This is a genomic window from Actinopolymorpha sp. B9G3 (genome assembly GCF_040120725.1).
Classification (GTDB): domain Bacteria; phylum Actinomycetota; class Actinomycetes; order Propionibacteriales; family Actinopolymorphaceae; genus Thermasporomyces.
The window spans coordinates 308116-332273 of sequence record NZ_JBEEAB010000001.1; the positions used below are offsets into that span (position 1 = coordinate 308116).

16 protein-coding genes are annotated in these 24158 nt (G+C 66.5%); 9 read left to right on the forward strand and 7 right to left on the reverse strand.

Annotated features, from left to right (window positions below):
• The first annotated feature begins 207 nt into the window (after nt 1–207).
• Complete coding sequence (locus tag ABNF93_RS01380) at nt 208–777, forward strand: GNAT family N-acetyltransferase (RefSeq protein WP_349325629.1); 570 nt, start codon at nt 208–210, stop codon at nt 775–777.
• A gap of 196 nt (nt 778–973) precedes the next feature.
• Here the strand turns inward: ABNF93_RS01380 and ABNF93_RS01385 are convergent, their stop codons facing one another.
• The 3 genes from ABNF93_RS01385 to ABNF93_RS01395 all read right to left on the reverse strand — a co-directional run bounded on the left by ABNF93_RS01385 (nt 974) and on the right by ABNF93_RS01395 (nt 5738).
• Nucleotides 974–1789, reverse strand: a complete 816-nt coding sequence (locus ABNF93_RS01385) for an LLM class flavin-dependent oxidoreductase (RefSeq protein WP_349325630.1) — start codon at nt 1787–1789, stop codon at nt 974–976.
• Nucleotides 1790–1935: 146 nt separating this feature from the next.
• A complete protein-coding gene (gene uvrA, locus ABNF93_RS01390) occupies nt 1936–4812 on the reverse strand; it encodes an excinuclease ABC subunit UvrA (RefSeq protein ID WP_349325631.1) in 2877 nt (958 codons plus the stop codon).
• On the reverse strand, nt 4812–5738 hold the full coding sequence (locus ABNF93_RS01395) for a nucleotidyltransferase domain-containing protein (protein ID WP_349325632.1): 927 nt from the start codon (nt 5736–5738) through the stop codon (nt 4812–4814). Before ABNF93_RS01395 ends, uvrA begins: the two co-directional genes overlap by 1 nt.
• Before the next feature lie 198 nt (nt 5739–5936).
• Between ABNF93_RS01395 and ABNF93_RS01400 the strand changes: the two genes are divergently transcribed.
• From ABNF93_RS01400 to ABNF93_RS01430, 7 genes are all read left to right on the forward strand, one after another.
• Nucleotides 5937–7160 (forward strand): ROK family transcriptional regulator, encoded by a 1224-nt coding sequence (locus ABNF93_RS01400; RefSeq protein ID WP_349325633.1) that lies wholly within the window; start codon nt 5937–5939, stop codon nt 7158–7160.
• 104 nt (nt 7161–7264) lie between these two features.
• Nucleotides 7265–8785, forward strand: coding sequence for an ABC transporter substrate-binding protein (locus ABNF93_RS01405; protein WP_349325634.1), 1521 nt, complete (start codon nt 7265–7267; stop codon nt 8783–8785).
• On the forward strand, nt 8782–9720 hold the full coding sequence (locus ABNF93_RS01410; RefSeq protein WP_349325635.1) for a carbohydrate ABC transporter permease: 939 nt from the start codon (nt 8782–8784) through the stop codon (nt 9718–9720). The genes ABNF93_RS01405 and ABNF93_RS01410 overlap by 4 nt, the downstream gene beginning before the upstream one ends.
• The gene (locus tag ABNF93_RS01415) at nt 9717–10637 is read left to right on the forward strand and encodes a carbohydrate ABC transporter permease (RefSeq protein WP_349325636.1); all 921 of its coding nucleotides are present in this window, start codon (nt 9717–9719) and stop codon (nt 10635–10637) included. The genes ABNF93_RS01410 and ABNF93_RS01415 overlap by 4 nt, the downstream gene beginning before the upstream one ends.
• A 76-nt stretch (nt 10638–10713) precedes the next feature.
• Nucleotides 10714–12735 (forward strand): alpha-L-arabinofuranosidase family protein, encoded by a 2022-nt coding sequence (locus ABNF93_RS01420; protein WP_349325637.1) that lies wholly within the window; start codon nt 10714–10716, stop codon nt 12733–12735.
• 2 nt (nt 12736–12737) lie between these two features.
• On the forward strand, nt 12738–15158 hold the full coding sequence (locus tag ABNF93_RS01425) for a glycoside hydrolase family 2 protein (protein WP_349325638.1): 2421 nt from the start codon (nt 12738–12740) through the stop codon (nt 15156–15158).
• Between the two features lie 3 nt (nt 15159–15161).
• Nucleotides 15162–17666, forward strand: a complete 2505-nt coding sequence (locus ABNF93_RS01430; protein WP_349325639.1) for a glycoside hydrolase family 3 C-terminal domain-containing protein — start codon at nt 15162–15164, stop codon at nt 17664–17666.
• 95 nt (nt 17667–17761) lie between these two features.
• Here ABNF93_RS01430 and ABNF93_RS01435 read toward each other — a convergent pair whose 3' ends face one another.
• The 4 genes from ABNF93_RS01435 to ABNF93_RS01450 all read right to left on the reverse strand — a co-directional run bounded on the left by ABNF93_RS01435 (nt 17762) and on the right by ABNF93_RS01450 (nt 22890).
• Nucleotides 17762–18532: a FadR/GntR family transcriptional regulator gene (locus ABNF93_RS01435; RefSeq protein ID WP_349325640.1), complete on the reverse strand. Its 771-nt coding sequence runs from the start codon at nt 18530–18532 to the stop codon at nt 17762–17764.
• 77 nt (nt 18533–18609) lie between these two features.
• A complete protein-coding gene (locus ABNF93_RS01440; protein WP_349325641.1) occupies nt 18610–20991 on the reverse strand; it encodes a glycoside hydrolase family 95 protein in 2382 nt (793 codons plus the stop codon).
• Entirely contained in the window at nt 20988–22133 is a 1146-nt protein-coding gene (locus ABNF93_RS01445; RefSeq protein WP_349325642.1) for an enolase C-terminal domain-like protein, read from the reverse strand. The genes ABNF93_RS01440 and ABNF93_RS01445 overlap by 4 nt, the downstream gene beginning before the upstream one ends.
• A 28-nt stretch (nt 22134–22161) precedes the next feature.
• On the reverse strand, nt 22162–22890 hold the full coding sequence (locus tag ABNF93_RS01450) for a response regulator transcription factor (RefSeq protein ID WP_349325643.1): 729 nt from the start codon (nt 22888–22890) through the stop codon (nt 22162–22164).
• A 216-nt stretch (nt 22891–23106) separates the two neighbouring features.
• Between ABNF93_RS01450 and ABNF93_RS01455 the strand changes: the two genes are divergently transcribed.
• The gene (locus tag ABNF93_RS01455) at nt 23107–24156 is read left to right on the forward strand and encodes an alpha/beta fold hydrolase (RefSeq protein ID WP_349325644.1); all 1050 of its coding nucleotides are present in this window, start codon (nt 23107–23109) and stop codon (nt 24154–24156) included.
• Nucleotides 24157–24158 lie beyond the last annotated feature (2 nt).

The window sequence follows — 24158 nt, forward strand, 5'->3', positions numbered from 1 at the left end:
TCCGGGGCGAGCCGGGGCATCGCCACCTGAACGTATCTCCGGCTACGCCACGGGGCGTATACGGGAGTTTCCCGCCGGATCGTCATCTCCGCTGAGCCACCACGCCCGCCTCGTCCTGACCACCTCAACCGGGACTCCGGAGGCCAGCGCGCGTTCGATCAGCTCCGGCCTTGTTGCTCTGATCGACCCTCCTGGGACGATCGGAGAATGTCGATCTTCCTGGAGACCCCCCGTCTGAGGTTGCGGCGCTTCACCGAGGCCGACGAGGGCGACCTGGCCGAACTCCACGGCGACCCCGAGGTCATGCGTTACATCACCGGTGAACGGCCAACGGCCCGCGCGGAGATCCGTGACCGGATCCTGCCCATGCTCCTCGGCTACTACCAGCGGTTCGAGGGCTTCGGATACTGGGTGGCCGAACACAGGGCCACCGGAGGCTTCCTCGGCTGGTTCCTCTTCCGGCCCCGTCGGCCCGAGCCCCGCGAGGGCGAGATCGAGCTCGGGTACCGCCTGCGCAGGTCAGCGTGGGGCCAGGGGTACGCAACCGAGGGCTCGGTCGCGCTGATCCGCAAGGGCTTCACCGAGCTCGGTGTGGAGCGGGTCTTCGCAGAAGCGATGGCGGTCAACCACGGCTCCCGGCGCGTCATGGAAAAGGCCGGTCTGACCCTCGTCCAGAGTTTCCAGCGTCTGGACGATGTCGACGGAGCCGAGCACGACCTTGTCGAGTACGCCCTGACCCGTGCCGATTGGCAGTCCGCACCGTCCTATCGGCAGTAGGGCGGCTCTGCGGACTTCGCTGCGCGTCCCACCGTTTCACTTTCGGACTGAGGTGCCCACATCACCGGGCGGAAGCCGTCGGGCGTCACTCGGTGGCCTCGCATGCGAGGTGTCCGCCGAGCTCGCCGTCGACAGCGTCGACCAACGCCGGTGGGCGGCGATCGAGTCGGCGCGCTGAACCGGCGCGCCCCTCGAGCTAAGGGTTCTTGAGCAACTCGACCACCGGCGCGAAGGAGTCGACGTAGCCGGCGTTGATGGTGATGTAGGAGATCCCGAGCTCGTCCCGCCAACGCAGCAACGTGTCCGCGCCCTGCCGGGCCGGCCCGGGCAGGACCGTCACAGCCCCACCGGCGACGAGCTCGGCCACTCCTACGCCCGTAAACCGCTCCAGCCAGGGCGCCGGGTCATCGCCGACCGCCAGCAGGTTCGCCGCGAGCTCGATCTCACTCATCCGGGCGCCAGCGGCCTCGCGGAACCGGTCTATGAAAACCCTTGCCTCTCCTTCGGACGTGCGAGGCCCCCATGCCATGGTGACGGTGTCGGCTTCCCGCGCCGCGAGAGTGAGCATCCTGGGCCCGGACGCAGCGGCCAACAGCTTCGGTCGTCCAGGCTGCTGACGTAGATAGGCAAGCGTCCTGCCCAGGCGCTCGACCCGTGCCCCGGCGGAGCCGAATTCTCGGCCCATCTCGGCGCTGCGTGTCGCGGCGTCAGGACGCCCCGTGCCGAGTCCGAGTTCGAACCGCCCATTGGTCAGGGAAGTCAGCGAGCGCGCCTGCCACGCGAGCATCCGGCGCTCACGGAACCGTTCCACCGCGACGAAGGTGCCGACGTGCAGGGTGGTGGTGACGGCCGCGGCAGCGGCCAGCGTGGTCATCGGGTCGAGTTCACCCTGTGGGTCGGGCGACACCAGAGTGTCGTAGCCGAGGCCCTCGACACGGCGAGCGAGCGATGTCATAGACGGCAGGTCAGCCGGTACGCCGACGATGCCGAAACGGAAGGGACGCTCTGTCATGACATGACTCTGACGCACCCCGTCTGCGAGCGCATTCCTCGGACGACGCAGCATGCACTACGTTCTCCGGCGTACACGATTCGCCGGCCATGGACCAGACTGGAGATGCTTGGGGGATCGGAGCGACGGTCTCATCTCTCGTCGCCTCAGACGTCTGTGGGAGAGTCGCTGCTATCCAGGTGGCTGCGCAGCCAGCGGCCGGTGAACGACGCGGGGTGGGCCGCGATCTCCTCGGGCGTGCCTGCGGCAACCACCCGGCCTCCCAGGTGCCCGCCATCGGGGCCGAGGTCGATGACGTGGTCGGCATGCTTCACCACGTCCATGTGATGCTCGATCACGAGGACCGTGTGCCCCGTATCGACCAGCCGGTTGAGGCAGTCCAGAAGCCGCGCGATGTCGGCCAGGTGGAGGCCGGTGGTGGGCTCGTCGAGGATGTAGAGGGTGTGTCGGCCGCGCTGCAGCTTGGACAGCTCCAGGGCAAGCTTGAGCCGCTGCGCCTCGCCTCCGGAGAGTGTGGTGGCGGACTGGCCCAGCGTCAGGTAGCCGAGGCCGAGCTGGTCCAGCAGCGCCAGCTTGCGCACGATCGGGCGGTGGCCGGCGAAGAAGTCCAGCGCCTCCTCGACGGACAGGTCCAGCACCTCGGCGATCGACTTCCCCTCGTGCGTCACCTCCAGCGTCTCGGCGTTGAAGCGGGTGCCGCGGCAGGCCTCGCACGGGGTCTCGGTGTCGGGCATGAAGTGCAGCTGGGTGAGCACGGTGCCGGTACCCGCGCAGTCGGGGCAGCGGCCTCCCTTGACGTTGAAGCTGAAGTGGCCGGGTCCGTACTCGCGGTTTCGCGCCTCGGGCGTGGCCGCGAACAGCTCACGGATGGCGGTGTAGAAACCGAGGTACGTGGCCGGGTTGGAGCGCGGGGTGCGCCCGATCGGCGACTGGTCAATGTCGACCACGCCCGAGAGATGCTCGAGCCCGTCGATGCGGTCGTGGAGGCCGTAGAGCTGTCGGGGATCGATCATCAGGTTACGCAGGCGCTGGTAGAGGATGTCGTTGACCAGGGTGCTCTTGCCTGACCCGGAGACCCCGGTCACGCACACGAGGAGGCCGAGAGGGAACTCCACGTCGATGCCACGGAGGTTGTTCTCGCGGGCGCCGCGGACCACAAGCCGGCGCCCATCCGGCCGCCGCCGCATGCTCGGCATCGGGATCGAGCGGCCGCCAGAGAGGAACTGTCCAGTCGGGGACCGCTCGCAGGCAAGGAGGTCGGCCAGGTTGCCCTGAGCGACGACCTCCCCTCCGTGTACGCCCGCCCCGGGCCCCAGCTCGACCAGGTGGTCGGCGGCTCGGATCATGTCCTCGTCATGCTCGACGACGACCACCGTGTTGCCCAGGTCGCGCAGCCGGCGGAGCATGGCCACCATCCTCCCCGCGTCACGAGGATGGAGGCCGATGGTGGGCTCGTCGAGCACGTAGAGCATGCCCATCAGGCCCGATCCGATCTGGGTCGAGAGCCGGATGCGCTGCGACTCCCCGCCCGAAAGGGTGCTCGATCGGCGGTTGAAGTCGAGGTAGTCGAGACCGATGCCGACGAGGAGCTCGAGGCGGCCGGTGATCTCGTCCAGCACGTGCCCGGCCGCGCTACCACCCCGGCGCGGCGGTGGCAGAGAGCGCAACGCCTGCAGCAGCTCGACGAAGTTCAGACCGCCGAGCTCGTGCAGCGTACGCCCCCCGATTTTGAACAGCTGGCGTGAGGGACGCAGGCGGGCGCCCCGGCAGTCGGGGCAGGTCATCTCCACCATCACCCGGCGCAGCCACTCGTCCATCTCCCTGCGCGTGTCGGAGCGCTGGCGGTAGGCGCGATAGGAGCGCTCGATGTGGCCCTGGACACCGTCGAACGCCATCTCCAGCCCGTCGCGGTCGAAGCCCCGGTCCCGGCGCAGCGCCTCGGGAGGGCGCAGCAGCGGGATGCGGACACCACGGGTGCCGTGGAGAAGTACGTCCTGGGCCGGCCCGGGCAGGTCGGCGAAGGGGGTGTCGAGGTCGAAGCTGTAGCGCATGGCCAGGCTGTAGAGCATGCGCGAGAACCATGTCTCGGCGTCGTAGGTGATGGTCGAGAAGCAGCCCTTGCGGATGCTCCTGCCGGGGTCGGGTATGAGCAGGTCCCGGTGCACCTGAAGGTACGTACCAAGCCCGGAGCAGGTGCGGCAGGCGACCGCCGGGTTGTTGAACATGAACAGCTGATGGGCCAGGTCGGAGGCGACGAACCCGTGCTCCGGGCAGCCGAGCTCGAGCGCCGCCGGAGCGGTGGGCACAATCCGAACGAAGTTCTCGCCCGTGACCAGGGCATCGCGCACGGCGGTGAGCAGCTGCCGCTCCGCCCCACGGTGCACGCTGAGACGGTCGCAGACGACCTCGAGAGCAGCGAACTCCTGGTCGGGCAGCTCGAGGTCCTCGGCCAGGTCCAGCTCGCGGCCGTCGGCGACGAGGTGGCGGTAGCCCTTGCGCCGCAACTCGGTGAGGACGAAGCGCTGGTCCTCCCCGTAGACCGGATAGACGGGCGCGCGCACGTCAACGGGCGTGCCCGCCGGCAGAGCCAGAACGCGCTCCACGACACGGCCCGGGGAGAGCACCGGCACCTCCCGACCGCAGCGCGGGCAGTGGGCGTCGGCTGCGGTCGCGTAGAGGAGGTTGAGGTAGTTGCTGACGTCGGTCATGGTGCCCACGGTCGAGCGCGGGTTGGCGGTCGAGGTCCGCTGCTCGATCGAGATGACGGGCGAGAGCCCGAGAACGAAGTCGACCTCGGGCTTGCGTACCTGGGCGATGAAGCGCTTGGCGAAGGTGGACAGCGACTCCATATAGCGGCGCTGCCCCTCCGCGTAGAGCGTGTCGAAGGCGAGCGAAGACTTACCCGATCCGGATAGCCCGGTCAGCACCACCAGCTGGTCGCGGGGGATGTCGACGGTGATGTTCTTGAGGTTGTGCTCGCGCGCACCCCGGATCGAGATCTCGGTGCGTGGGGAAGCGTCCATCAGCCGGGGATCAGGTAGGCCTGGGCCTCGAGCTCGACCCGGCTGTGCTCGGTCAGGTGATAGGGCACCGAGGCCGGCACCAGCACCCCGTGGGTGGCAAGCCAGGGGCAGGCGAGGTAGGCGGCGGTGCCGATCCCGTACTCACGCTCGAAAGTGGCGCTGATCTCGGTCAGGGAGCGGATCGTCGCCTCCTCGCGGAAGTAGTCGAGCAGGAGCCCGAACAGCTCTTCCTGGCGCGAGACCAGATAGTCGTCGACGCGGTCCAGTTCCGTACGCACCGAGCCGCGCGTGGGCGGTGCGCCCAGGAAGCGGGTGTAGGCGCTCTCGAAGAAGGCGGGGTTCAGCTCCAGAGCCCGGACCAGCGCCTCCCGGTTGGGAATCTCGCCCCGGAGGAGCACCTCGACGACGGCCAGCGCCCGCACCGCGTCCATCAGCCACACGGCCGCGTAGTGCGGGTCGTCCGCGACCTCCAGCCACTTCTCCGTCTTGTCCAGCAACGGGACCACGCCAGCGGCGCTGCGCAGCAGGGCAACCCGCCGGTCGTGCTCACCGAGGATGCGCGCGTCCTCGAACACGCGGCGCAGGCCCTCGTCGCGGGTGAACAGGATCCGGCCCAGGGAATTCATCGACATGAAGGCCCCCGTAGCTGACTGGATCCTGCGCCGGAACTCGGCGCGAGTCATGACGGAGGCGTTGATGAGTACGCCCTGCTCGGTCAAGGGCACGCTCTCCGAGCCACTCCGAGCCTTCCGGTCATCGCGGACGATGACCAGGTCGATGTCGGAGCGCTCCCACACCGTGGCATAGGCCAGGCTTCCGAAAAGCATCGCGGCCACGACCGTGGGGTCGGACTCGAGCTTGCGGACCAGCGAGGCGAGGGCAGACTCGAAATGCTCTCGCACGGGGTCGGAAACCACCACTGGCATTCGAAGCATATTGCCACGCGGCATCCACCCATGCAACGGCGATAGGCCGCAGAACCTTGTCGACGAGCTTGAGACCGCCGCCCAACCATTGTTCGGCGTGTGTGGCATGTGGGAGGTCGGCGGCACAAGTCGTTCGCGGCCGCCGGTGCAATATGCTTGAGTATTGACATAAATACATGATCGGTGCACAGTGCTGACATGAGTGAGGACCGTCCCACGGTGCTGCGGCTGCTCCGGGAGAGCCACGAGGAGCGAGTTCTTGCAGCCCTGCGCACGCGTGGCGCGCTCGGACGGGCACAGCTCGAGGACATCACCGGCTTGTCTCGAACCACCCTGTCGGCAATCGTCCGGCACCTGATTGCCATCGGCGCGGTAGTCGAGGTCACCGAGGTCACCGCTTCCCAGCGCAGGCGTGGACGCCCCGCCGGCGTCCTGGCGTTGAACAAGTCCGGCGGACTGGCGGTCGGAATCGACCTCGGCCACCGGCGTACGCACGTCGTCATCGTGAACGTCGCGCACGAGGTTGTCGCCTCACGCGGAGCACCCTGCGCCGAGAAGACGTCCTGGCGGCGCAGAGTGGAGCTCGCACTCAGACTGGTCGATGACCTCACGTCGAACTCCGCGATATCGCTCGCCGCCCTGGGCGGTGTCGGGGTCGGCGTCGTCGGTCCGGTGGCCGGGTCAGCAGCAGGGGCGGCCCGATCGCGACCGGGCCGCACGGACCTGGTTCACCGCATGCTTGCCGAACGGTTCGACGTCCCCATCTTTGTCGACAACAACACGCGCCTTGCCGCACTCGCAGAGGCCATCTGGGGCAGCGCCACGGGCATCCAGAACGTCCTCTACGTGCGGCTGTCGTACGGCGTCGGCGGTGGACTCATCCTCGGTGGGCACCTCTTCGCTGGTGCCGACGGCGGCGCTGGCGAGGTTGGGCATGTGTCGGTCGATCCGCAGGGACTTGCCTGTTGGTGCGGGGGTCGCGGATGCCTGGAGCGCTACGTGTCGCTCGGTGCGGTGCTGGAGCAGTGCCACTCTCGCGATCTCGACGGAGTGCTCGGACGACTACGTGCAGGCGACCCCAACGTCAATGCCGTCTTCGCCACAGCGGGCGAGCGGATCGGGCGGGTCCTCGCGGCCTCCTGCAATGTCCTCAACCCGGAAGCCATCGTCATCGGAGGGGAGCTCGCTGCAGCGGGGCAGCCGCTCCTCGACCCTGCCTGGGAGGCAATCCAGGCATACGCCCACCGCCAGGTGCGCCGCCGGCTGTCTTTTCGGACCGCCAGCCTCGGCGAGCTAGGAGCAGCACGTGGAGGGGTCGCGCTGGTTCTCCGCCAATCCGAGCTGCTCGCCGGGTATCCGAGTGGAGGCCCGGCCGGGACGACGAAGCAACGAAAGAGAGTCACCAGCAAACGCTGCTCGTAGCCGATGGAGGGATCATGCATCATCCATCTCGAAGCGACGGTCTCACCGAGCAAGGCGCACTACACCACGAACAAGAGCACACGCGATCACTCTCACGTCGCCGCATGCTGACCCTCCTGGGCGTGGCCGGCACCGGCATCGGCGCCGCATCATGCGTCGACACCTCCGGAACCACCAGCGGCACGGGTGGTTCGCCGGACTCTCAAAGGCCGACCGGGACGATTCGAATCCCCGACCCGGCGGGCACGCTGCCAACGGGTGACGTGGAGCTGCGCTGGATGGACTCCGGCGACATGAAGGCACGGTTCTTCGAAGACTTCTTCCCGGTGTACGAAGAGAAGCACAAGAACATCAGCGTCCGCTACGAAGGGACGAACTGGAACCAGATCACCGAGGTGGTCACCCTCGGCGTGCGCAACGGCACGGCACCCGACGTGTTCCAGTTGCCGGTCCAGATCACCATGGGCATGGCCGTGTCGAATCGTTGGATCGGTGCGTACGACGACATCGTTCCCGACTTCTCGGCTGTCAAGGAGCGCTTTCCGGCGGGTGCGTTCGCCGACGGCGTCACCGACTTCGGTGGAAAGACGTACGCCCTCCCGCTGACCGGGCAGCAACGGATCAACACGCTGCTGCTCTTCAACGCCGACCTGGCCAGGGGACTCGACGTCGACCTGGGTACGGAAGTCCTCACCTGGCAGCAGTTCCGCGAGGTCACCAAGCAAATCACCAAGCAGGGCGCCGGACGTTACTACGGCACCATCTTCGGGCTCGCCCAGCCAGGAGGCCTCTCCACCCCAATCAACGCGATGTGTGAGATGGCTGGTGTGCACGGTGGCGCCGAAGGTGTCGACCTGCGCACCGGCAAGTTCAACGTCACCAACCCGGCAGTGATCGAGGCGATCGAGCTGATATTGGCGATCAAGTCCGACGGCAGCGCCCATCCGGACTCGATCAACCTCGACGCGCCAGGCGCCAGGGCGCGGATGCCCCTGGGACAGGCCGGGATCATGATGCAAGGCCCGTGGAACATCGTCCCCTGGCAGGAGGAGAACCCGGAGTTCCGGCTCGGCCTCAACCTGCCTCCGCAACAGGACCCGAATGACATCTGGCCGTCGACTCACGGTCCTGGGGGTTCGAACAACTACGTCTACTCGAGCAAGTCCAAGCTCACCGCGGTCATCGGCGACATCATGGCCTATCTCACCACGGCCGCCGGGCAGGTGCAGATCGGTCTACGCATCGGTGCGGCCGACCCGCCCGCGCTCCCCGATGCCATCCACGAACTCGATCCCGATCCCCTGCAGCGTAAGGCACTCGAGCTCGGGACAAAGCACACCGTGTTGCGCCCCGAACCCGCCGCGCGGAACCCCGACGTGGCAAAGGTGTACGAAGCCCAGGTCCCGGCCACGCCGACTTTCAGTGACACCCTCGTCGGTCTCTACACCGGCCAGATCAAGGACGGTGTCGAAGCCGCGATGCGGCAGATGGAAGACCGGCTGGAAAAGTCACTGGACGATGCGATCGCGAAGGCCAGGTCGCGCGGTGCGGACGTCGACCGGGACGACTGGGTCTTCTCCGACTGGGATCCACGCAAGCCCTACACCGCGTTGTACGAACAATGAGCAGGTCCTCGCTCACACAGCGGATCCGGGCCGCGTGGGCGGTCTACCTGCTGATGGTTCCGGGGTTCATCCTCATTGTGATGTTCTCCTTCTATCCGCTTGTCATGTCGTGGTACTACGCGTTCTTCGACTGGAGCGGAGTCGACGCGGCGAAGTACTTTGTCGGCTTGCAGAACTTCCGCGAGCTGGTGGCCGACGAGTACTTCTGGAACGCCTTCGCCCGCTCGCTGTGGTTCGCCGGTGTAGCGACCCCGATCGAGTTGTTCCTGTCACTCCTACTCGCGATCGTCCTCAACGACCGGGCGCTCCGGCTGGCACCGTTGTTCCGGACGCTCTTCTTCATTCCGGTAGTCACCACGACCGCGATCGTCAGCATCGTCATGAGCATGGTGTTCTCCAGCTTCAACGGGCCGGCGAACCAGGCGCTGCGGGCGCTCGGCGCGATCGAGGAACCGATCGGTTTCCTCGCCGACACCCGGACGGTGATGTGGACGGCGATCGGGCTGTTCGTGTGGAAGTGGCTCGGGCAGCCGATGATCTACTGGCTGGCCGGATTGCAGACCATCCCGAACGAGTTGTACGAAGCCGCACAGGTCGACGGGGCTGGATGGTGGCGGCGCACGATCTCGATCACCGCACCGATGCTGACGCCGTTCGCGGTCGTCATCGCGCTCATTGTGCTGGTGGGGAATATGCAGGTGTTCGCGTTCATGCAGGCGCTGACCCATGGCGGGCCGTACTTCTCCACCGAGGTGATGGAGCTCTACATCTACCGGATGGCCTTCGGCGCCCAGGGGCAGGTATCGATTCAGCGTCTCGGATACGCCTCGGCGGCCGGCGTGCTGTTCGGAATCCTGCTGATCATCCTCGCCGTCGCACAGATCTTCACCGCACGCAAGTTCCGTCGCGGCGCCGGCCTGGCGGGAGCGTCATGACAACGACACGAGACGTCTGGGCCCGTTCCTCGCCGGACACACGTCCGGATACGTCGACGAGGCGCTGGTGGCACATGCCCCGCGGCGGCGTGTCCCGGGGGCGCGGCCGGAGGCTGCTGACCTACGCGATCCTCACACCCATCGCGCTGGTGTGGATCTATCCGTTTCTGTGGATGATGTCGGCGTCGGTGCGTCCGAACGGAAAGGTGTTCGCCGGGCTCGGACTCTTCCCTACCAAGTGGTTCTGGAACAACTACACCGATGCCTGGGTCGACGCGGAGATCGGAAGGTACTTCATCAACACGGTCATCGTGTCGGTCTCGGGGGTGGCCATCGTGGTGTTCACCACCGCGACCATGGGCTATGCCTTGGGGAGGTACGCCTTTCCCGGCCGCAAGATACTGTTCGCGGCTCTGGCCGCGCTGGTGTTCCTTCCCCAGGGCTACACGATCATTCCGATCTTCGACCTGATCACGAAGCTGAATCTCGACGGCACGCTGTTCGGCATCATCCTCGCCGAGAGTGGGCAGGCCCACATCATCCAGCTGCTGCTCTATGCCGGCTATTTCCGCCAGCTTCCCAAGGAGTTGGAGGAGTCGGCCACGATCGACGGCGCCGGCTTCTTCACAGTGTTCTTCCGGATCTTCCTGCCATTGGCAAAGCCCGTGACGGCCACCGTGATCATCCTGCAGTTCATCGCCAGCTGGAACGACTTCCTCCTGCCTCTTGTGCTCACGTTGAGCCAGCCAGAGCTGCGCACCCTCGCAGTGGCGGTCTACTCCTTCCAGGGCGAGAACTTCACCAACTATGCCCAGATGAACGCCGCCAGCACGATCAGCCTGCTGCCCGTCATCGTCGTCTTCCTGTTGCTCCAACGCTATTTCGTCGAAGGGATCGCAGGCGCCGTCAAACAGTGACCTGCGAGAGCGCGCAGCACCCGAGCACCTCCGCACCTCGGGCTCGGGCCGCGCCACGCAGAAGGGATCGGAAGAGATGGCCGAGCCGAGCAAGGTCGACAGTCGTCATTCCCCCACGGGCCTGTCCCGCAACTTCCGGAGGGCGGCCGGCATCGCCGCTGTCGCCGTCGTGCTCCTGGCCTCCACCGCCCATGCAGTGGTCGGCGTGGGCGAGCGAAATACCCCCACCGGCGACGCCACGGTCGACGCCACACAAGACCCGCGGACCCGGATCGTCGTCGAACCGGCACGGGCCAGGGGTGCGATCAGCCCGCTGCTCTACGGCGTCAACCACCGCTACGCCTACGACGGCTTCGGGATGTGGGACAGCGACCAGCACCGCGCGTATCCAGGGCTCGTCGCCCAGACCCGCGCGGCCGGAGTGACAGCGGTCCGCTACCCGGGCGGCACGATCGCGAACACCTTGCGCTGGAAGCGCGCAGTCGGCCCCGTCGGGCAACGCGAGCGGAGCCCTCACGGCACGGCGTCCTTCGGTGAGCCACTGACCGCGGAATTCGGTCCCGACGAGTTCGGCCAGTTCCTCGAACAGCTCGACGCCGCCGGCAGCATCGTGGTGAACTTCGCCACCGGCGACGCCCGGGAGGCCGCCGACTGGGTGGAGTACATGACCGCGCCGGCCAGGTCCAACCCTGGTGGTGGCACGGCCTGGGCCGACGTGCGCGCCGACAACGGTCATCCCGCGCCGTACGACATTCCGTACTGGGAGGTCGCCAACGAGCCTGATCTCGCCGCTCAGGAGTACTGGCGCTCCGGCGAAAGTGCGGCGTCGGCGCACGAGCTCTATGCGTTCGGCGGCTCGACGCGGTTCGAACGCCAACCGGTCGCGACCTACGACGATCACGGCCCGAACGCCGCCGTCAGCAACGGCGCCGCCGGACAGGTGAAGTACGCGAAGTACCCACCGGTCGCGACGTCCGGCCAGACCGTTCTTGTCGATGGTCAGGAGTGGCGTCAGGTCACCGACCTCGACTCGGCCGGCACAGAGGATGTCTACGAGCTGGACCGCGACACCGGAAAGATCACCTTCGGCGACGGCGCGCACGGCAACATCCCCGCCGAGGATGCCGTCATCACGCTCACCTACACCTCCGGCCCGCACGACGGCTTCGTCGACTTCTACCGCGAGATGAAGGCGGTCAACCCCGACATCCAGGTGTGCTCGGCGATGCCGACGGTCGGATTCCTTGCCGCGATGGGGTCCGAGCATGCGTACGACTGCGTGGTGCAACACCCCTACGTCGGCCCCAACCAGCTGTCGAACGACCTGTCCGTCGAGGAGTTTCGTGCACAGTTCCTCGCGCATGCGGACAACCGATCCGCGGTGGTCGCTGCTGCGCAGGAACGGATCAGGACGTACGCCGGTGAACGGGCCGAGGACGTCTCGATCGTGGTGTCGGAGTACGGCCATCTCGCACGAAGTAACCCACAGGGAGTGGAGCACTACCACCGCTCGCTCGACCAGGGTCTCTACAACGCCGAACTGCTGCGCGAGCTCATCGACCTCGGCGGAGTGTCGGTCGCGATGCGGCACACCCTCGTCGACTACGTCTTCGCCGAACCACCGGAGGGCTCGACGGCGGTCGGCGCCCCGGACAACGCGATCATCGCGGGCCCCGGGCCCGAGACGGTTCCGCAGGGACAGGCCCACGTCTTCACCCTGTTCACCCAGATGATGGGCGACACGCTCGTGGCGAGCCAGGTGGTCGACTCGCCGGTACACATGCTGCAGAACGGTGACCACCTGCAGGCGGTGACCGCGCTCGCCGGCACGGACGACCGGCGACAGCTGTACCTGATCGTCATCAACCGCGACGCCCATCAGGACGTGACGGCCCGCGTGGATCCGGTCGGCTACCGGCACGGTTCCGCAGCCGAGGTGTGGACGGTCAACGGTCCGAGCTACCTGTCGTACAACACCCCGACCCGCCCTGACACGGTCCGGCTCACCACCCGGACGGTCGCCGTCGGGCATGGAGGGTTCAACTACACGTTCCCCGCGCACTCGGTGACCGCGATCAAGCTCAGTGAAAGGAGCTAGGCGTGACAGGCAATCCCGGGTTTGCTCAGCTCGATCGCCGGCGTTTCCTCGAGGCGACGCTCGCCGGAGGCGGCGCTCTTGCAGGTTGGTCGCTTCTCGGCGGTACCGAGACTCGGCCGGCTTCCGCGGCGTCCACGTCCTACCAAACCTACGGCGGAGCCGCGCGAATCCTGTCGATGAACCGGAACTGGCTGTTTGGCGGCCGTCTCACGCCAGGGAGCACTAGCCCTGGCTTCGACGACACGCAGTTCGCGCGGGTTGCCGTCCCCCACACGGTGGTCGATCTCTCCTGGCGCAGATGGGAAAGCTCACCGTGGGAGGAGGTCTTCGTCTACCGCCGCCACTTCGACGTACCTCCCGACCTGCTCGGCCATCGACTGTTCCTCGACTTCGAGGCGGTCAACGTAGTCGCGACGCCGTACCTCAACGGCAGCGAACTCGAGCGACACTCTGGCGGCTACCTTCCCTTCAGCCGTGAGATCACAGATCACGTGAAACAGCGCGGAAACGTGCTGGCACTGGCCGTCGACTCACGCTGGCTCCAGGTGCCGCCCTCCGGCGACCCAGCCGGCGCCCCGAGCCCGGACTTTCTCCAACCCGGTGGAGTCGTCCGTCCCGTCACCCTGCGGGCGGTACCGCAGATCTTCGTCAAGGACGTGTTCGCCAAGCCGGTGAATGTCCTTGACGCCGATCGTCGCGTCGACGTGATCTGCACGATCGACGCTGCAGTAGCTCCCGCGCGGCCCGTGCGCGTGGACGTCACCTTGCGGCAGGGTTCACGCGTCGTCGCCCGCGACTCCACCGCAGTCGAGATCGCACGCCCCGGTGAGGTTACGGTGCACCTCACGCTCCCCGACCTCGGGACCATCGCGCTGTGGGATGTCGACGCCCCGCACCTGCATGACGTCGAGACCGTGCTCTCGATTCCTCCGCAGCCGGTGCACGAGCACCGAGCCCGTCTCGGATTCCGCGACGCGCGATTCGAGATGGATGGATTCTTCCTCAACGGTCGCAGGCTCCCGCTGTTCGGACTGAACCGCCACGAACTCCATCCGTACAGCGGTTTCGCGATGCCCGCGCGTGTCCAACGACGCGACGCCGAGATACTCCGACACGAACTGAACTGCATCATGGTGCGCTGCTCCCACTACCCGCAGTCCGCGGCCTTTCTCGACGCCTGCGACGAACTGGGACTGCTGGTGTGGGAGGAGATGCCGGGCTGGCACTTCATCGGTGACCAGGCATGGCAGGACCTCGCGGTGCGCGACGTGGAGCAGATGGTGCTCCGCGACCGGAACCGTCCCTCGGTGGTGGTCTGGGGTGTACGCATCAACGAGTCCGTCGATGATTCGGCCTTCTACGCCCGCACCGAGCAGGCCGCGAAGACGTACGACGGAACGCGTCCCACCTCGGGTGCGGTGAATGGACCGCGGTACCTTTCCGAGAACTTCCAGCACGACGTCTTCGGTTTCAACGACTATTCGGGCACCGCGACCTTGCGTCCGCCGCGCGAGGACCGTCCGTACCTCGTCACCGAGGCGGTCGGCCAGTGGCCGCGCTTCCAGCAGTTCTACCGACGTACGGATCCACCAGATGTCCAGCAGCAGCAGGCGCTCTACCACGCCGAGGTGCACAACCACGCGAACTCGAACGACCGCTACTGCGGCGTGCTCGCCTGGGCGGCTTTCGACTACAGCTCGGCCCGGTCCAATACGTACGACCGGCTGAAATGGTCGGGCGTGGTCGATGTCTTCCGCGTCCCCAAGCCGGGCGCGGCGATCTACCAGGCACAGGTGGATCCGGCTACTCGACCGGTGATCCAGCCCGCCTTCTTCTGGCACTTCGGTGACCTCATGCCGGAGGGCCCGGGTGCCGAGGCGTTGGTGGCGTCGAACTGTGACCGCCTCGAGGTCCTCCTCGACGGTCGCCACCATGCCACTGTCGTCCCGGATCGGGACCGGTTCCCCCATCTTCGGTATCCACCGTCGCTCCTCGACCTCGGGGGCGTCGCCGCCGAACGACCGCCGGAGCTACGGATCGACGGCTACGTCGGCGACCGGCGCGTCGTGTCCCGTTCCTTCTCCGCCGATCAGACGCGTGACCGGCTGCTCCTCGTGGCCGACGACGACAATCTCGCGGGCGACGGCTCGGACGCCACCCGCGTGGTGTTTCGCGCGGTGGACCGTTACGGGGCACCGCGGCCCTACGCGGGGGGCACGGTCACCCTGCGGCTCACTGGTCCGGCGGATCTGATCGGCGACAACCCCTTCCCGTTCGCCGACGCGGGAGGTGTGGGCGCGGTCTGGGTCCGGTCGGTCGACGGTGGTGCTGGGCGGGTGTGCGTGACCGCCACCCATCCCGACCTCGGATCCCCGTCGATCACGATCCTGGTCCGCGGCGTCGCACCAGAGTGGGAGGGATGAACCATGGAATCCAGGCGATTCGGTGTGTGCGCCGCACTGACGACGACGGTGTTCTTGGCCCTGCTCGCAATGTCCGCCGCGGTCGTGCCACCGAGGTCTCACGCGGAGAGCGTCAGCACGGACGTGGCCCAGGACGACCGGCCCTGGTTGGACTCGTCCCTGCCGATCGGGCAACGCGTCGAGTTCCTGCTCTCGCAGCTGACGTTGGAGGAGAAGACCCAACAGATGTACGGCGTCGGCCGGCCACGCGGCGTGCACTCGGTCGGCTACGTCCCCGGTGTGCCACGCCTGGGTATACCGCCCTTGCAGTTGGCCGATGGCCCTCTCGGCGTCAAGGACAGTTGCTTCGGAGAGATCTATCCGGACAACTGCAAGCTGGGGCCGTCCACAGCGTTGCCGGCCACCGTGTCCCTCGCCGCGTCGTTCGATCCTGACCTGGCCCATGCGTACGGACGGATGATTGGCGAGGAGGCCCGCGCCCGCGGCGTCGACGTACTCTACGGCCCGGCGATGAACATCGTCCGGGTGGCACAGGGTGGGCGGAACTTCGAGTACTTCAGCGAGGACCCCTACCTCACCGGACACCTGGCTGCCGCCTGGTCCCGCGGCCTCCAGAGCCAGGACGTCGCGGCCCAGCTCAAGCACTACGCGCTGAACAACCAGGAGCTCGACCGGCACAGCACCACGTCGAATGTCGACGAGCAGACGATGCGGGAGATCTACCTGCCGGCCTGGCAGATCACCGCCACAGACGGGCAGGCGTACTCGGTGATGTGCGCCAACAACATGGTCAACGGTGTTCACAACTGCGAGAACGCCTATCTGATCCGCGAGATCCTCGAAGGAGAATGGGGCTTTGACGGAGTGGTCGGCTCCGACTATGCCGCCACCACCAGTGCGATCGGCTCGCTCAATGGCGGCCTTGACCAGTCGTTCACCGGCCGCGAGTGGGGAAAGTGGTACGACCAACTGTCCGAGCTGGTGCGGCAGGGCGAGGTCAGCGAGGCACTGATCGACGAGCGGGTGCGTCGGATCCTCACCATGAGGTTCCGCCTGAAGATGTTCGACGACGACCGCGTGCCAGCAAGGCCGGTCGCGGTCGAGCGCAATGGCGCGTTCTCCCGCACGGTGGCCGAGCAGGGTGCTGTCCTGCTGAAGAACGACCGGAGTGTCCTACCGCTGGACACGTCGTCGCTGCGTTCGATCGCGGTGATTGGTGACTATGCGGCCGTCGCACACCCGGGCGGCGGCGGAAGTTCGCGGGTAGTTCCGTACTACACGGTCAGCCCACTGAAAGGGATCCGGGATCGGGTCGGTGACGGCGTGCAGGTGACCACCACCACCGGCAGCGACCTCGACCAGGCCGCGGAGGTCGCACGCGACGCGGACGTCGCGGTGGTCATCGCCCACGCCGACCAGAGGGAAGGCGAGGACCGCGCCGACATCGACCTGCCCGGCGACCAGAACCAGCGCATCGAGAGGGTCCAGGCGGCCAACCCGCGCACCGTCGTCGTCTTGAACACCGGATGCGCTGTGCGGATGCCATGGGTCTCAGACGTCCACGCCCTGTTGCAGATGTGGTATCCCGGTGAGGAGAACGGCAACGCCTTGGCCGCCTTGTTGTTCGGCGACGCAGACCCGTCTGGCAGGTTGCCAGTGACGTTCCCGGTGAACCTCGAGCAGGACTGCTGCCACAGCCCGCCGCGCTACCCGCACACCGACGGTGTGTACGAATATTCCGAACAGCTGCAGGTCGGCTACCGGTGGTACGACGCGCAACGCATCGAGCCGCTGTTTCCGTTCGGTTTCGGCCTGTCGTACACCACTTTCGACTACGCCGATCTGGAAGTCGCACCCACATCCGTCACCCCGGGCCGAGCCGTCAAGGTCAGCTTGCGGGTGACCAACACCGGGCCGCGCGCCGGAACCGCGACACCGCAGGTCTACCTCGGTTTCCCTGATACTGTGAGCCAACCACCCCGCAGACTGGTCGCGACCGAGAAGGTCCGCCTGGCCCCCGGCCAGAGCGAACGTGTGACCATGACCCTGCCGGCCTCGGCGCTTTCGTACTGGAACACCACAGCGCACAATTGGGACGTCGCGCCCGGCACCTACACGGTGTTCGCAGGCGCGTCGTCACTCGACCTCCCACTGCAGAAGACGTTCCAGACTCACCACGCCGACGGCGCTCAGGGCCTCACCGTCACCGCGCCGGACCTGGTGGCCGGCGGCACGACTGCCGAGGTCTCCGTGACCCTCAACAACACCGGAAGCCAGGTTCTCGCCACTCCTCGCATCGGTCTCACGGCGCCTGCCGGCTGGGATGTCGCGTTGGACTCTCCGCCGCCGACCGTGGTGCCACCGCATGACAGTGTTCGGGTCAGCTACCGGGTGAGCGTTCCGCACGATGCTGGACCGGCGCTGTACGTTCTCACTGCGAGGGCACGATGGAGTGGCCTGGTTGCCGGCTCCGCAGCCCGGGCGATCAGCCTGAACGCGATCCAATGACAAGGAGGAGACGTTGCCCAGCCGTCACTGGCTCAACGGCCGCTTGACCAACAGAGAAGCGTCATTGGTATACACCAACGTTCCTTGACGAGGAATTAGCGCTCCAGGCGGACCGGGGCACCGGGACCGCGGCGGCGGAGAAGCCAAGCTTTCGTGATGTGTGCGAACATCGCCTCCGCTGCACCGTCGCGGTCGTGGTCCGCGATGCGCTCGTAGATGCGGCGATGACCGAGATTGGACTTCACCCGCATGCCACGCTCCTGCTGACCGATGTACTGCGCTGCGTTGACCACCTGACTCTGCAGGCTGCGTACCACGGCCCGGGCGAGGCGGTTACCCGATACCTGCATGATCACGTCGTGGAAGGCACGGTCATGCTCACGGTACGCGACCCGGTCGTCCACGAGATCGTCCATCCGATCCACCAGTGAGTGCAGCTCATCGATGACTTCGTCGGTGGCCAGCTGGGCGGCGACATTGGCCATGTCCGACTCCAGCACCCGCCGGGTGACCACGAGGTCATCGACGATACCCAGACTCTTGTCCCTCTCGATGCTCGCCGCCAGTACCAGCCCGTCGAGCATGTTCCACATCGCCGGTGGGGTCACCGTGGTGCCGGCGCCGTGCCGAACTTGCACCAAACCCTTCTCCTGAAGCATCTTCACTGCCTCGCGGACGACCGGTCGGCTCACCGAGAAGGTCTCACAGAGAGCGGGCTCGGGGGGTAGAGGTGTCCCCGGCTGGTGGAGGCCGCGCACGATCCGCTCCACAAGCTCCGCCATCACCGCGCTGGCGAGGTTCGCCGGTCGTCGCGCCCAGGCCGGAGGCGCCGCAGCGCCCACGGCAGATTGCTGCGGTGCGTTCATGGATCCTCCGGGCTGCCCTGACTGCACGATGGATTACCTGGCCGAAGCATACGCAACGCAAGCGCCGGCGCCGTTGATCATGCTGGGCCCGGGTACACCCCGCGCCACGGGATCCCCGCGGAGAGTGTGATCTCCTCGATGCGATGGGAAGTGTTCGGCATACATAGTTGATAGTTTCCGTCTCGGTCTGCGATGAGCTCTACTGTGCATCGATCAGCGCTCCACTCGATGGCGACCGTGACGCCTCCCCTTGCCCGAAGACCACGCACCCGGCCCTTCGTCCACTCCGATGGCAACGCTGGAAGTGGGCGGATGACCCCGCGGTGACTTTGCAGCAGCATCTCCGCCACCGCTGCCCCGAATCCGAGGTTCGCGTCGATCTGATGAATTCCACGCAATGAGCGGTAGCTCAGACCGTGCCCGATCAACCCGGCTTCGAGGAAGTGATCGAGCACCCACTTGGCACGTTCACTGTCCAACAACCGAGCGAACAGGCATCCCGTCCAGGCGTGGCCCCATCCCGAGCGCGGATTGGTGCCGTCCGCCATTCGACCCAGCAGGCTTTTCAACGCGGCGTCGGCGAGTTCGGGGGTGGTCGCTGGGTCGACCTCTCGGCCGGGGTAGACGCCGTAGAGATGAGAGAGGTGCCGGTGGCCCGGTTCCGGTTCGCCGTACTCCTGCGACCACTCCTGAAGACGCCCATCCGAGCCGATCGGCGGCTCGTCGAGTCCTGCCCGGAGTTCGGCGACTGTCGTCGTGAGATCGTTCTCGATCCCGCACCTCTTGGCCAGTCTCAGGTAGCTGTCGAACGTTTCCCGAACCAGCCAGAGGTCGTACGTCGTCTGGATGTCGACGTCGACAGCCTGCCCCGCGCTGTCCAGGTAGCAGTTCTCCGGCGACGTGGACGGAACCACCACCCGACGATTCGTCGTCGGATCGATCATCAGGAGGTCCCGCGCGAACGTGGCCACACCTTCGATGACAGGGAATATCCGCTCGCGCGCCAGATCATCGTCCCGGTAGAACTCCTCGTGGTCGACGATGCAGGAGGCCATCCACATACCGCAGGTCGGGGCCAGGGACCACGTGGGCCGGTTCTGTCCCGCACCGACCGGCCAGGACGAACGCCAGATGTCGGCGTTGTGGTTGACGCACCATCCGGCGAACCCGAACACCTCACGCGCGGTCATCTGGCCCGCCTCGGCCAGCGACTCGACATAGTTGATGAGGGGCTCAGTGCACTCCGCAAGGTTTCCGGGTCCGGCGACCCAGTAGTTCATCTGGACGTTGATGTTCGTCGTGAAGCTACAGAACCAGGGCGGGTTACGTCGGTCGTTCCAGATTCCCTGAAGGTTCAGCGGAAGGGTGTCTGGACGCGATCCCGCGATCATCAGGTACCGCGCGAACTGGAACAAATCGGCGAACAGACCTGGATCTGATCCGCCAGCGGTGACCGCATCGACACGTTCGGCAGTGGAGAGCGTTCGGCGATCGACGGAGGAGCCCAGATCCAGCTCGACACGACGGAACAGTGCACCGTGGTCGGCAACGTGATCGTCGCGAACCCGCGCGACGTCCCGTTCCGCGGCGGCGGTGGCGCGCTGGGTGCTCGCCGAGATCGGCATCGACAGGTCCCGGCCAGGGGCTTCGCGCCAGTCCTCGACATTCGTTTCGGCGGCCAGGATGAAATGGAACTTCCTGCCCGACGCCCGGAGGCCATCTGTCGTCGCCGACACGGCACAGTCGCCAGCGGCGTGCAGGACAGAAGCGAATCCGACCCCGCCGGCGTCGGAGTATTCCAAACCTGGGTACGTCGTACCCCCCGGATCGACCTGGCTGAGGATCCTCTCCTCCACATAGGTCGGGGCGAATCCTGTCATGAGCACCGACCGCCCGTTCGGCGCCTGGTGCTCCACCGGATGGGGCGACACCATCCTTGCTGTGATCACGATGTCAGCGTCCGCTTCGACGGTGACAACCAACGCCTGATCCGGATGGGAGACGAATGCCTCCCGCACGATCCTGACCTGGTCACGCCGGTAGCTGACCCGCACGACCCCGGATGCGAGGTCGAGTTCCCGGCGGTACTCGTCGGAATTCCCTGCAGGCCCGTTGTTCTCTGCGGCAAACCCTCCGTGTTCGAGCAGCAGGTCACCCAGCGGCTGGTACGCCGAGTTGAACGGGCCCTGCAGCCCGCGCACCATGTGGTCCGCGGCCACTCGGTCACCGCCACCTAACAGGTGTTCGCGAATTTTCGCGATGATCTTCGGCCCGTCCTTGACCCCGTGCTGGCGCGGCCGCCCGGACCAGAGAGTGTCGATGTTCAAAGCGATGCGTTCATGGTCGGTCCGGCCGAAGACCTTTCCTCCCAGAGAGCCGTTCCCTACTGGCAGGGCGTCGATCCAGTCCACTGCGGGTTCGTTCCACCACATCAACGTGTCGACGGTGCCCGCTGTCATGGAGACCTCACCGGCGCCTCCACCGGAGCGATCACGCCTCGCGCAACCGCCGCGCCTTCCTGAAAGGTCGCCAACTCCGACGGCAACGTGAGGTTTCTTGGGAGGGCGATGCCGGGCTCGGTCGGGGCGTGAAGCATTCCGTCCGGCCCGATCTCAGGCGGGCGCTTCACCGGATCCGAGGTGATCATGGATTCGAAGCAGGTGTTGTTCGAGATCGCCATACAAAGGTGACGACTCGTCATGTCCGCGCTGTGCACTTCCGCACGGAGTCGATAGGCGTCCGCGAGATGCGCGATCCGCAACGCGCCCGTGATCCCGCCGCGCAACCTGGTGCTGGCTCGAACGCCATGGGTCGCACACCCTGACGCAATGAAGTCAGCGGCGTTCAGGTGAGCACAGTCGGATGTCTCCGCCACCAGCAGGGGAACCGCGGTATTTCGGCCAAGGAGCTTGTAGTCGGTCACGCTGAACTCGCGCATCGGCTCCTCGTACCAGAGGTAGTCGGCCTCCGACAGCGCCTGGCCAACCCGAATCGCATCGGGCAGATCGAACCCCGCAGAGCCGTCGTACATGAGTGGGAAGCCCTCGCCGACGTGCTCCCGCAGCGCATGGATCAGCGCGACATCACGTGCCACGTCTCCCCACGCGTGCAGCTTGATGGCGCCGTAGCCGAGCTCACGACACTGGTCAGCGACATCGAGGTACTGCTCGATCGTGTCGAAGGTGACAGTCGAGGCATAGGCGGGGACGGACGTTCGGAACCCGCCCATCAGCTTCCAGCTCGGCAGGTCGAGGGCCCTGCCGGCAAGATCCCAGAGAGCAACGTCAACCTGGCCGAAGATGTAGATGGGCAGTTCTTCGAGGCGATCCAGCTCCCAGATGCGGTGCCACCACCACTCGCGGAGCAACGGATCCCTGCCAACCATCTCCGTCCGGAGGTGGCGCTGAATGAAGTCTTCCAAGAGCACTGCCACCTGCGGTCGGCCGACCAGAGCGACTCCGACGTGTCCGGTGTCGGTGTGGATCCGGAGCACACCGCCGGTAAATGTGGGCCGCGACCCCGGTAGTCCGCCGCGCCACTTGTAGGGCGGGTCATGCGCGGGAACTGTCACCGGAACAACGTCAAGGTCGGTGATCTGCACACGTACTCCTGAGCAGGCAGGCGGGGGTTCAGGGACGTCGGGGTTTCGGCGGCGCACGGTGCTGACCGAACTCGATCACGGCAAGCTGGTGGTCAGGGTAAGAGGGAAGACGTATGACGTCAAAAGAGACTCCGCGCTCCTCCCCCTGTGCGGAATGGCAGGTCGCCGTCGGCCGTCTCTTCGCAACTTCGTGTGGGTCAGGCGCCGCAGCGAGGCCGTACGACGTTGCTGAGGTCGTCGGGTTGCTGCCAGGACGGACCAGGCCAGTCTCGTAGGCGAGTACCACGAGTTGGGCGCGGTCCCGTGCCCCTGTCTTGGTGAGGACGCGACTGATGTGAGTTTTGACGGTGAGTGGGCTGAGAAACAACTCGTCGGCAATCTCGTCGTTCGAGCGGCCGAAACCGACATGGGTGAGCACCTGGAGCTTGTGCATCGCCGCTGGATCGGTGTCGGGGTGGGCGAGGAAGCGACTGATGAGTGCGCGGGTCGCGCCCGGTGTCAGCAACGCCTCGCCGCGGGCGATCGTATGGATGGCGTCCAGGAGGACGTGTGGTCTGACGTCTTTGGCGAGGAGCCCGCTCGCGCCAGCACGCAACGCCTGGACGACGTCGGCTCGGCGTGCGCGGACAGGGGCGAGTGCTTCAGAGCCATTGCTGGCTTCGCCGACGACTTCGAGATCCCTGGCGGAGTCGACCAACGCCCGGAAGCCGGCCCGGACCAGCTGCTGATCATCGACGAGGAGGACGCGAGTCGTCATCGGTCGTCACTCCCCCGCAGAGTCAAGGGCAGGTCGACGGTTCGATCCCGTCCCTGCCCGCCACTCTCACCAAGTCATATCGCGGAGTGTCACCGCCCGCAGGTGCCCTTGTTTGACCCTCATCGACCGCCGGTACTCGCTCCGCGCGGTCCATGTGGGGCGTGCGATAGTGGCGTCGCCTGTGACCGCCGCCGTTGGCCGCATGGGAGGCAAGACATGGCCGAGTACGCCGCTCTCAGCCCATCCACGCCGGCGCCGGCGCGCTGGGTGTTTCAGGCCCTTGAGCGAATTCAGGCCGGCGGGTCGGTGTCCCACGACGAGCTAGCCTCCCACTACACACCTGAGTTCCTTGAGGCCTTCACGCCCGAGCAGATGCTTGCGCACTACCGCGAAGTAGCGCCTATCGCGGCGGACGTGGCGACGTTCCAACCCGAGTTCCTTGTCGAACGGGGCACCGCAATCGGGATAGTCACCACACTCCGCGACGGTCGCCGTTACCGCTGGGAGTTCGGCCTCGAAGCCGACCGCCTCTGCATGCAGGTCCTCGCCAGAGGCCCGCTACCGGCCTATACCGACCGTGTGATTCAGGGTCCGACCGCTGAGGTACTGGTCCGGGACTACACCGACGTCGGCTCCGTGCCCGAGCACATCCTGCTGCTGCACGCCTTCGGTGCGGACGTCGGAAGCTGGGACCTGGTGGCCCCTTACGTCAAGGATGCTGCGACCGTGCACGCCCTGGACCTCCGCGGCCACGGCCGCGCCGACCTACGACACGGTTACAGCATCCAGGGGTCACTTGAGGACACCACCGCCGCGACCCGCGACCTAGCCAGCAGCGACCTCATCGTCGCCGGCCACTCCCTCGGCGGGTACGTGGCCCTGGAGTACGCCGCCCGGACACCCTGCCGCGGACTCATCACCTTCGATGGGCCAGAGCGCTTGCGCCGCAACGACACCGAGGAAGAGATCGCGGCCACATCAGAGCCGTTGAGATCGGTCCTCGCCGAACACGCCAAGACCGACTACGGCCAGCTCATCGCAGGCATGACTACACCGGCGCTTTTCGTGCTCATCCGAGGCACTCCTGACCGGCCCGAACCGCACGAAGCGATCGAACAGCGGGAGCGACTCGCCGACTGCGCGATCAAGTACGGTCACACCGTCCGATGGGTCGAGGCCGACCACGGCTTCGCTGAATCCCAGCCCGAACTCACCGGGCACATCATCAACGACTTCCTCACCACTCTCAAGGCGTCGTCACCGTGACT